General features: G+C 60.3%; 10 protein-coding genes. 5 read left to right on the top strand and 5 right to left on the bottom strand.

Annotated features, from left to right (window positions below; translation table 11 throughout):
- Window positions 1–604: 604 nt before the first annotated feature.
- The 4 genes from AX760_RS24965 to AX760_RS24950 form a co-directional block, all read right to left on the bottom strand.
- Window positions 605–1,807, bottom strand: a complete 1,203-nt coding sequence (locus AX760_RS24965; RefSeq protein WP_071835726.1) for a GTP-binding protein — start codon at window positions 1,805–1,807, stop codon at window positions 605–607.
- 81 nt (window positions 1,808–1,888) lie between these two features.
- The gene (locus AX760_RS24960; protein WP_071835725.1) at window positions 1,889–2,302 is read right to left on the bottom strand and encodes a Fur family transcriptional regulator; all 414 of its coding nucleotides are present in this window, start codon (window positions 2,300–2,302) and stop codon (window positions 1,889–1,891) included.
- Between the two features lie 75 nt (window positions 2,303–2,377).
- Window positions 2,378–3,616 carry a zinc metallochaperone AztD gene (gene aztD, locus AX760_RS24955; RefSeq protein ID WP_071835724.1) on the bottom strand — a complete coding sequence of 413 codons (1,239 nt, stop codon included), beginning with the start codon at window positions 3,614–3,616 and terminating at the stop codon, window positions 2,378–2,380.
- Window positions 3,617–3,661: 45 nt separating this feature from the next.
- Window positions 3,662–4,654, bottom strand: a complete 993-nt coding sequence (locus AX760_RS24950; protein ID WP_071835723.1) for a CobW family GTP-binding protein — start codon at window positions 4,652–4,654, stop codon at window positions 3,662–3,664.
- A 118-nt stretch (window positions 4,655–4,772) separates the two neighbouring features.
- Between AX760_RS24950 and aztA the strand changes: the two genes are divergently transcribed.
- The 5 genes from aztA to AX760_RS24925 all read left to right on the top strand — a co-directional run bounded on the left by aztA (window position 4,773) and on the right by AX760_RS24925 (window position 8,943).
- Window positions 4,773–5,576 (top strand): zinc ABC transporter ATP-binding protein AztA, encoded by an 804-nt coding sequence (gene aztA, locus AX760_RS24945; protein WP_071835727.1) that lies wholly within the window; start codon window positions 4,773–4,775, stop codon window positions 5,574–5,576.
- The gene (gene aztB, locus AX760_RS24940; protein ID WP_071835722.1) at window positions 5,569–6,435 is read left to right on the top strand and encodes a zinc ABC transporter permease AztB; all 867 of its coding nucleotides are present in this window, start codon (window positions 5,569–5,571) and stop codon (window positions 6,433–6,435) included. Before aztA ends, aztB begins: the two co-directional genes overlap by 8 nt.
- 32 nt (window positions 6,436–6,467) lie before the next feature.
- Window positions 6,468–7,448 carry a zinc ABC transporter substrate-binding protein AztC gene (gene aztC / locus AX760_RS24935; protein WP_071835721.1) on the top strand — a complete coding sequence of 327 codons (981 nt, stop codon included), beginning with the start codon at window positions 6,468–6,470 and terminating at the stop codon, window positions 7,446–7,448.
- Between the two features lie 128 nt (window positions 7,449–7,576).
- Window positions 7,577–8,647 (top strand): CobW family GTP-binding protein, encoded by a 1,071-nt coding sequence (locus AX760_RS24930; protein WP_071835720.1) that lies wholly within the window; start codon window positions 7,577–7,579, stop codon window positions 8,645–8,647.
- Window positions 8,644–8,943 (top strand): hypothetical protein, encoded by a 300-nt coding sequence (locus AX760_RS24925; protein WP_071835719.1) that lies wholly within the window; start codon window positions 8,644–8,646, stop codon window positions 8,941–8,943. The genes AX760_RS24930 and AX760_RS24925 overlap by 4 nt, the downstream gene beginning before the upstream one ends.
- Window positions 8,944–9,164: 221 nt before the next feature.
- Here AX760_RS24925 and AX760_RS24920 read toward each other — a convergent pair.
- On the bottom strand, window positions 9,165–9,403 hold a 239-nt coding region (locus tag AX760_RS24920), incomplete at its 5' end, for a transposase (RefSeq protein ID WP_139276435.1).

The raw sequence follows: 9,403 nt of genomic DNA, 5'->3' as shown, positions 1-9,403 counted from the left end.
ATTGCGCGAGCCTTCGAAAATTACTCCGAATGGACACGCGCCCCATGAAGAGACGAACGGTCAAACATCATGGAGGCCTGCGTCAGAGGTCAGGCATCTCAATCTGGATCTTGACGTCCGAAGCCCGCCCCTCGGCTGCGCGTTCAAAGCCGGATTCATCTCTTTTGGATGGCGCGCACGGGCGGGGCGCCCTGCGCTTCATCGGCTGTTGCACATATACCAAGTTCCGACGCCAGAAGGACCGTGCAAGCTGGTCTTGCAGCGCCCTTTCATCGAGACCTGGCATCCTGCCATGGCAGATCTTTCTGGAACAGAGCGCGCCATTTCCGGGCAAAGCAGTTGAGATGTGGTCCTGGCGATCCTGTGCACAGCGACAGCCGCATCTTTGCGGCGGGCCGCCTTTTGAAGGGGGTGAACCGTGCCACAGGGCCGATCCCCTGTCATGGATGGAGGTTTGTGGCTGGAGGCGGCGCACAGGGGAGGGTTCGAGACACGGCCGGCATGGCCGCGGGGGGACGCCTTGGTCCTGTGCAAGCCATTTTAACGCACACCCCGACAGCAAAACTCTATTCTGTCAGGGCGGCAGCCGGTTCAGTGCCAGCATCTATGATGCCTTGCGATCCCAGCTTGCGAAGGGGTCGGGCAGGTTGCGCCAGAGGTCGGGTGCGAAGGCCGGGCTGTCGATCAGGCAGTCATCCAATTCCGCGCGGACTTTTGCCTCGTCCATCGGATCGGCGCCGATGAAGACGATTTCCTGGCGGCGATCGCCCCAGACCGGGTCGAGAAAAAGCTTCATCGTGGCAAGGAAACCTGGATCCTGCGGCCATTGATCTTTTGGCACGGATGCCCACCAGAGACCCATCTTGCTGGTTCGCACAAGCGCGCCTGCCTGGCTGATCTCGCCGACATGATGGGGCCGCGTCGCCAGCCAGAAGAAGCCCTTGGCACGAACCACGCCCGGCCAGGACCTGTCGATAAAGGACTGAAACTTCATGGGATCGAGCGGCTGCCTGGCGCGGTAGACGAAGGAACGGATGCCGTATTCTTCCGTTTCGGGGATGTGATCCTTGAAGCCGTGCAATTCCTTATACCAGAGGGGGTGCGTCTCGGCCTGGGCAAAGTCGAAGCGACCGGTCCCCAGCACCTCTTTCAGCTCGACCTTGCCGAAATCGGCTTCGATCAGCTTGGCATCCGGGTTCAGGCCGACGATGATCTTGCGCGCTGCATCGCGCTGCTGTGCCGTTGCGGAGCTGACCTTGTTGAGGATCACAACATCGGCGAACTCGATCTGTTCGACCAGGAGATCGACGAGCGTGCGGCTGTCTCCTTCGCCTGCCGTTTCGCCGCGGTCTGCCAGGAAGTCCGAGGAACTATAGTCCTTGAGCAGATTGGCGCAGTCCACCACCGTCACCATGGTGTCAAGCCTGGAGACATCGGCAAGGCTCTGGCCATTGTCGTCGCGGAAGTCGAAGGTTGCCGCCACGGGCAGCGGCTCGGCAATGCCGGTCGATTCGATCAGCAGGTAGTCGAAGCGGTCCTGCTCGGCCAATGCGCGCACCTCCTGCAAGAGGTCGTCGCGCAGCGTGCAACAGATGCAGCCATTGGTCATCTCGACCAGTTGCTCCTGGGTGCGCGACAGGTTGGCGCCGCCGTCGCGCACGAGCGCCGCGTCGATATTGACCTCGCTCATATCGTTGACGATGAGCGCCACACGCATGCCGTCGCGATTGCTCAGAATGTGGTTGAGCAGGGTCGTCTTGCCGGCGCCGAGGAAGCCCGAGAGGACGGTGACAGGGAGCTTCTTCATGCTGCGAGTCCTTATTTATGATTTGATATTACGCGCACTGGTAATGCCAGGCCTGTCGACGGCTGTGGGATGATCAGGGGCTCAATGACAGCCGGCGCAGAGACCATGGATCTCGATGGTGCTGGACCGGACCTTGAAGCCGCTGCTTCTGGCGTGTCTGGTGAGTGCATCCTCGATTTCCGTATTGTGGAACTCGTTGACCTTGCCGCAGGCCTCGCAGATTTCGAATGCGGTGATCCGCGGGTGGATCTGCCCGTGTCTGGAATGACAGCAGACAACGAAGGCATTTTTGCTTTCCAGCCGATGGATACGGCCAGCTTCAAGCAGTTTCTCCAAGGCGCGATAGACCTGAAGCGGCGCCTTCAGGCCGTCACCCCGCAGGCGATCAAGGATGCCGTAGGCGCTCAGTGGTTGATCGGATGATTGCAGCACCGAAAGCACAAGGCTCTGGTTTCGCGTCAGTTTCAGATCGTCGGAATGGGCTGCGTGCAACATGATCATCTCCGCGGGAGGATAGTCTGCGTGTCCGCCCGGACCTGACGCGGCACGTCCGGACATAGCGTCATCGTATCAGTGCGAAGCTCCCGAGCCGCCGACTGCGACGATCGAAAACGGCTGGCCCTCCACCGCGATGGTGCGCGTTTCTTTCAAAGTGCCCGCATCGACAACCCGAACGAGGGAATGGCGCGGATCGGTGATGGCAATCTGGCCATCGGCCACGGCAAGGCGCGGGCGTGGGTCGCGCCAATGGCCATCCTTGCTGTAGGGCTCGGTCACCTTGCCCTTGCGGACGATCTCACCCTTGATGACGTCGAGAACATGCAGGTCGCCGTCTTCGGTGAGGATGTAGGCATTGCGCGGCTCCGCCGGATCCAGCTGGAAGTCGACGCGGCGCGTCGGCAGATCAATCAGTTTGAAGTGATTTTCACTGTCTGGGTCGATCAGCACCACCTTGTCTTCACCGTAGTTTCCGAGAAAGAACTGCATGGCCTTGCCGCCGAGCAGCGTGCCGGTATAGCCCTTGGGGAAATCGGACGGATAGGGCAGCATTTCAAACTTCGGGCCATCGAGACCGCCCGGGCGCGCAATCAGAACGCCTTCCTTGCAGCCGAAGGCGACGAGGCGGGCTGAGGTGGCTTCACCATGAAGGTCCGTGCATGTAGCGAGATCGCCGACCTGCTTGTTGCTCTCATCGACCACCCGAAGACCGACGCGGGGCGGCAGTTCGTCCGCCTTCGTTTCGATGTCCGTGTTCGGAGCGGAGACGAGGATGTACCGGCCCATCGAGACAGCCACGCCGTGGTGAGGCTTGACGGTGTCGACAGACCGTTTTTCCGGTTTTCCTTCAAGTATCCCGGCTTCATCGACGATCTCTGCCTTGTCGGCACGATCGTAGAACAGGATGACGTGGTCATCATGCGGCACGACATGGCCGGGGCGCCTGCCTTCGAAGGTCACAGGCAAGAGTGCCGGATCGGAAACGTCGAGATCGCGGTGCTCACCATGATCCGAGACATTGATGCCAGTCTTGATGACGTGAATGATATCGGCTTCCGTCTGGCCGGCAAACACGGTCTGGCCAGAGGCGCTTGCAGTCAGCGCTGCGTAGCCCTTGATGTCGTATTGGCCGAGCTGCTTGCCATCTGCGAAGTCGATGACGCGCACCACGGGGTTCGTATGGTCAGCAATAAAGAGGCGCCACGCCTCTTTGGGCGCATGATCTTCTTCCGCGAAAGCGCCAGGTGCCACAATCAATCCGCACGCTGCCACAGCAGCGAACAAGCGGTTTCGGGTGAGAGACAGTCCCATCGGGATCCTTCCTTGTGTTTAGACTTCAGGGTGTTCGGCGCGCGCTTATTCGGCAGCCTGCCGGACCGCGCGGCATCTCGAAAAGCCGTCGCTGATAATGTCTCTGGGGAGATCGCGACCGATGAAGACCAGTCGGGTAAGCCGGTCCTCATTGTCCTTCCATGGCCGCTGGTGATCGCCTTCCAGCAGCATGTGCACAGCCTGGACAACAAAACGGTCGTCATCGTTGGCAAAGGAAATGATCCCCTTCATGCGCAGCATATCCGTGCCGAAGGCCTGAACCGTCGCTTGCAGCCAGTCTAGAAATTTGCCGGCATCCATTGGCTGGCGTTCGACCAGCGAAAAACTCGTGATGTGGTCGTCATGCTCGTGCGCATGCTCCTCTTCCAGAAAGCCCGGCTCGACCTCGAGAATGCGATCGAGGTCGAACGCCTTGCGATCCAGAAGGCCGGCGATATCGATGTCGCAACGCTGCGACCGGATGATGCTGGCGGTCGGGTTGATCCGCCGGATTCGGGCTTCGACCGATGCGATCTCCGCCGCGTCGACGAGGTCGATCTTGTTGAGGATGATCGTATCGGCGAAGGCGAGCTGTTCCTGCGCTTCGTGGGCGCGGTCGATTTCAGCCAGCAGATGCTTGCCGTCGACAACGGTGATGATCGAATCCAGTCGGGTCTTGGCGCGAACGTCTTCATCGACGAAGAAGGTTTGTGCGACCGGCGCAGGATCGGCGAGGCCCGTCGTCTCGATCAGGATGCCGTCGAAGCGGCCGGGACGACGCATCAAGCCTTCGATGATGCGGATCAGGTCGCCGCGCACCGTGCAGCAGATGCAGCCATTGTTCATCTCGAACACATCTTCGTCGGCTTCGACGATCAGATCGTTGTCGATCCCGACCTCGCCGAACTCGTTGACGATTACGGCGAATTTCTTGCCGTGTGGCTCCGTCAGGATCCGGTTGAGCAGCGTGGTTTTTCCGGCGCCTAGATAGCCCGTCAACACGGTAACCGGGGTCGGTTCAGTCTTTGGTTGCGACATGGGCTCTCTCCATATTAGCGCACGGTATTCGACGATATCTGAATGTTATACCGTTACATTTCTGTTGACGAGCGTAATAACATTACCTATGCAGTCGCTGTCAATCCCCGAGGACGCGATGAACGATTTTTGTCTTGAGTTCCAGAATTTCACGCTTGGCTACCAGGGTCACGCGGCTGTTCATCATCTGAGCGGATCTGTTGCGCGTGGCTCCCTGACCGCCATCGCGGGTGCAAACGGATCGGGCAAGTCGACCCTGCTCAAGGGCATTGCCGGCATATTGAAGCCGATCAGCGGCAGCTGCGCGGCGCACATCAACAGACTGGCCTATCTGCCGCAGCAATCCGAACTCGACCGAACCTTCCCGGCGCGCGTGATCGATCTTGTTGCGCTCGGCTTCTGGCAAAGGCGCGGTCTGCTCGGGCGGATCACCCTTCAGGATCGGGCAGAGCTGACAAAATGCCTCGGCGCCGTCGGACTGGAAGGCTTTGAGAAACGGCCGCTCGATAGCCTCTCCGGCGGGCAGATGCAGCGCGCTTTGTTTGCCCGCACCATGCTGCAGGATGCCGATCTGATCCTCCTGGACGAGCCCTTCAACGCCGTCGATGCCCGCACGATCGCCGACCTGGTGATGCTCGTCAAAGGCTGGACTGCCGAAGGGCGGACGGTGCTCTGCGTGCTGCACGACCATGTGCTGGTGCGCGAGCACTTTCCCCAAACCCTGTTGCTGGCGCGTAAACTGGTGAGCTGGGGGCCGACCCCCGATGTCATGACGGCGGCAAATCTCATGCGGGCGAGGGGATTTCAGGAGGCCTGGGACGAGCGATCCGGCTGGTGCGAGGAGCGACTGGCGCCCGACGGTCACGGGCATTGCCACCCGATCATCGACAAGCGGGAGCAGGCGGTGGCCGCGCATGTTTGAGTATCTGTTCGGACCCTTCCTGCACTATGGCTTCATGCAGCGCGCGCTCCTCGGTTCGCTGATCCTGTCCATCTCCTGCGCGCCGGTGGGTGTCTTTCTCATGCTGCGACGCATGAGCCTGACCGGAGATGCGATGTCGCACGCGATCCTTCCGGGGGCCGCACTCGGCTTCCTGTTCTTCGGTCTCGAGATCATTCCGATGACCATTGGCGGTCTTCTGATCGGGCTTCTGGTGGCGCTCGGCTCCGGACTTGTGTCCCGGTTCACGGTGCAAAAGGAGGATGCCTCCATGGCCGCCTTCTATCTCATTTCACTGGCGATTGGCGTGCTGATCGTATCCTGGCGGGGATCGAGCGTTGATCTGATGCACGTGTTGTTTGGATCGGTGCTGGCCCTCAATGACGCGGCTCTGGGGCTGATCGTCGGAGTTGCCCTGACCACCTACATCGTCCTCCTGCTTTTCTGGCGTGGGCTGGTGGCCGAATGCCTCGATCCGCTGTTCCTGCGCTCGGTGAGCCGGATCGGCGGGCCGGTGCATCTGTTGTTCCTCGTTCTGGTCGTTCTCAATCTTGTCGGCGGATTCCAGGCGCTCGGCACGCTTCTGTCCGTCGGGCTGATGATGTTGCCGGCCGCCGGCGCACGTTTCTGGTCGAATGACGTGCGCAGCCTGTGTCTGATCGCCGTCGCCATCGCGATGGCGTCTTCGGTCTGCGGCCTTCTTCTTTCCTATCACGCCTCCATGCCTTCCGGCCCGGCGATCATCTGCATTGCCGGCGCCTTCTACCTCTTTTCCGCTCTCGTGGGCCGACGCGGCGTGCTTGCCAACCTCTTCGTTTCCGGTCGCCACAAGACAGCCTGACAAACCCCGCCCGACAAATAAAGGAGACTTCCATGTTCCGGACTTTACGCTTCGCCACCTATACCAGCCTGCTTGCCCTCTGCGGTCTCGCATCCAGTGCGTCCGCGGCTGAGCTGAATGTCGTCGCAAGTTTTTCGATCATCGCCGATTTCGCAAAGAATGTCGGTGGCGATCGGGTCGCGATCTCGACGCTCGTCGGCCCCGATGGTGATGCCCATGTCTACCAGCCGCGACCGGCGGATGCGGTTTCGCTCGAAGGCGCCGATGTGGTGCTCGTCAATGGCCTTCAGTTTGAAGGCTTCATGTCGCGCCTGATCGAGACGAGCGGCACAAAAGCTGCAGTCGTGGAGGTCAGCAAGGGCGTCGAACCGCTCAACAGTGCCGAAGAAGAGCAACACCACGACGGCGAGGCGAAAGCGGAGGCTGCTGACAGCCATGATCACGATGCCGCGGCGGAAGCCGAAGCCGGCCACAATCACGGCGGGTTCGACCCGCACGCTTGGCAGTCGATCCACAATGCCGAAATCTATGTGAAGAATATCGCCAACGCCTTCTGCGAAGCGGACAAGGCGGGGTGCGCCACCTACACGGCCAATTCCGAGGCCTATCTGGTCAAGCTCGGCGCGTTGGAAACGGAGGTGAAGGCGGCCATCGATTCCATTCCGGCGGAACAGCGGACGATCATCACCTCGCATGATGCATTCGGTTATTTCGCCCGTGATTATGGCGTCAAGTTCATCGCCCCTGAAGGTATTTCGACGGAGGCCGAAGCATCGGCTGCCGATGTCGCAAAGCTTGTGGATCAGGTGAAGGAAGACAAGGCATCGGCGATCTTTGTCGAGAACATCACCAATCCGCGTCTGGTCGAACAGATCGCCCAGGAAACGGGCCTTGAGGTCGGCGGCACGCTCTACTCCGATGCGCTCTCCGGGACGGATGGCCCTGCACCCACCTATATCGACATGTTCCGCTACAATGTGGACACCATCAGATCAGCCATCGTCGGCGGCTGATGGATTGGCTTGCCCGGTGAGGCAACCGGGCAAGCTCCCCCTGAAAAACAACGGAATGCGGGCTCCTGAAGGATCGGCTGACTGTTCAAATGGCGCAGCTTCACGCGCAAAAGCTCGGAGGAACCGCCATGAGGCGTCTTTACGACCCGGTGCCGGTGACACTGCTGACCGGATTTCTGGGTTCCGGCAAGACGACCTTGCTCAATGACATTCTTGCCGAGCCGCGCATGGCGGGTACCGCCGTGATCATCAACGAGTTCGGCACGGTTCCCATCGATCATGATCTGGTCCGAACCGGATCGGAGACCTATTTCCGGACCACGACCGGCTGTATCTGCTGCACGGCAACCAGCGACATCAGAAGCGCGCTCTCGGAGCTGCACGACGCACGCCTGCGCGGCGATATTCCGTCTGTATCGCGGGTCGTCATCGAGACGACAGGGCTGGCCGATCCGGCGCCGATCATCAACAGCATCATCCCCGGTGGAGCACCTGCAATTGGGCTGCGCGATCATGTGGTCGCGCGGCATTTTCATCTCGCCCGTGTTGTGACAACCTTTGATGTGTTGAGCGGCCGCGAAACCCTCAACAGCTTCATGGAAGGCTGGAAACAGCTCGCCTTCGCGGACGATGTCGTGCTGACCAAGACAGATGTGGTTCTCGACAGCCATGACTGGGCGAGCGAACTCAGAGTGCTCAATCCGGCAGCACGCTATCACGATCGTCACCGGCCTGGTTTTGAACTGGCAACCCTGTTCGGCCAAGGGGAATACACAATTTCCGGCAAGGCTGAAGACGTGCCCGGCTGGCTGGCGATGGAGAGGCTGATGCAGCATCCGGACCACGTCCACGATCTCAATCGGCATGGCGACGGGATCGAGACGCTCAGCCTGACCCATGACGTGCCGCTCTCGCCGCAGGCGGTGGATATGTTTCTCCACATCGTGACGACGAATGTCGGCTCAGGCCTCCTCCGGTTGAAGGGTCTCTTTGCCCTGACCGACGATCTGGAGCGTCCGCTCGTCGCGCATGCGGTACAACACAGGCTCTATCCGCTGCAGCGGCTGGAGCGCTGGCCGGATGAGGATCACAGGAGCCGCGTGGTCCTGATCGGACAGGACATGCCTTTAAAACCGATCCGGGATCTGTTCGACGTGCTGGCGCCACGCCCGGCAAAGACCAGGCATGGCGCGGCATGAGGGAACCCTTCATCAACCCGCTGGCGAGACGGGGATCCTCGATCGTCGACAGCGCCCGTGCGCTCAAGTCCTTGACGCGTGGCATTCTCGCACTGGCCGACGATGTGGTTGTTTCGGTCAGCGAACTCGCCTGCCATGTGCCCGGCTGCCCTCCACGGGAAACCGTCATCCTCGTGATGCAAGGCGTGGAAACCCTCCAGATCTCGATCCACAAACCCATGGCGGACGTGACGGAAGACGATCTGCTCGAGGCGTTTGCCGGGGCATCCGGGCGCTTCGAAACCGACACCATGTGAGGGCATCGCCCCGGCATCGATCTTTTCGGCCTGCCGCTCCGACCCAGTCTGGAAGAATACCCGGCAATCAACGAGGGGGCGTATTCCCTGTTTGCAGGCAGGTGTTGGAAACATTTCTTGTCCTATTGCCGCATCCACCCGCGCCGCCGTAAAGCGGAGCGCCAAATGCAAGATGTTACCTTTATCAATCAGCAACCCTAAGAGTCCGTCCGAACACTTTCTCATTTTGAACATAGCCTTCGCAGCATGAGGCGGATGGAGGCTAATTTGAGGAAGGCAAGCGCATTTCTTGACAGGTTTTCGAGGTCCTTGGCCAGTCTACGGCATCGTCCGAGCCATGCGAAGGTTCGCTCGACAACCCATCGGCGTGGCAACAACTCGAAGCCTTTGGCCGCATCGGATCGCTTGACGATTTCAGTTGCCAGACCTGGTCTGGCCTTCTTCTGACCCTTTGCGAAGA

Source organism: Pararhizobium antarcticum, from assembly GCF_001885585.1.
GTDB lineage: Bacteria > Pseudomonadota > Alphaproteobacteria > Rhizobiales > Rhizobiaceae > Pararhizobium > Pararhizobium antarcticum.
The sequence above is the reverse complement of the archived record's forward strand: the minus strand, read 5'-3'. Positions and strand labels throughout refer to the sequence as shown.

Bases quoted from the DNA above. Each gene is read 5' to 3' on its own strand.
- AX760_RS24965 (WP_071835726.1), bottom strand. From the start codon at position 1,807: ATGAAGAAGCTCCCTGTCACCGTCCTCTCGGGCTTCCTCGGCGCCGGC.
- AX760_RS24960 (WP_071835725.1), bottom strand. From the start codon at position 2,302: ATGTTGCACGCAGCCCATTCCGACGATCTGAAACTGACGCGAAACCAG.
- aztD (WP_071835724.1), bottom strand. From the start codon at position 3,616: ATGGGACTGTCTCTCACCCGAAACCGCTTGTTCGCTGCTGTGGCAGCG.
- AX760_RS24950 (WP_071835723.1), bottom strand. From the start codon at position 4,654: ATGTCGCAACCAAAGACTGAACCGACCCCGGTTACCGTGTTGACGGGC.
- aztA (WP_071835727.1), top strand. From the start codon at position 4,773: ATGAACGATTTTTGTCTTGAGTTCCAGAATTTCACGCTTGGCTACCAG.
- aztB (WP_071835722.1), top strand. From the start codon at position 5,569: ATGTTTGAGTATCTGTTCGGACCCTTCCTGCACTATGGCTTCATGCAG.
- aztC (WP_071835721.1), top strand. From the start codon at position 6,468: ATGTTCCGGACTTTACGCTTCGCCACCTATACCAGCCTGCTTGCCCTC.
- AX760_RS24930 (WP_071835720.1), top strand. From the start codon at position 7,577: ATGAGGCGTCTTTACGACCCGGTGCCGGTGACACTGCTGACCGGATTT.
- AX760_RS24925 (WP_071835719.1), top strand. From the start codon at position 8,644: ATGAGGGAACCCTTCATCAACCCGCTGGCGAGACGGGGATCCTCGATC.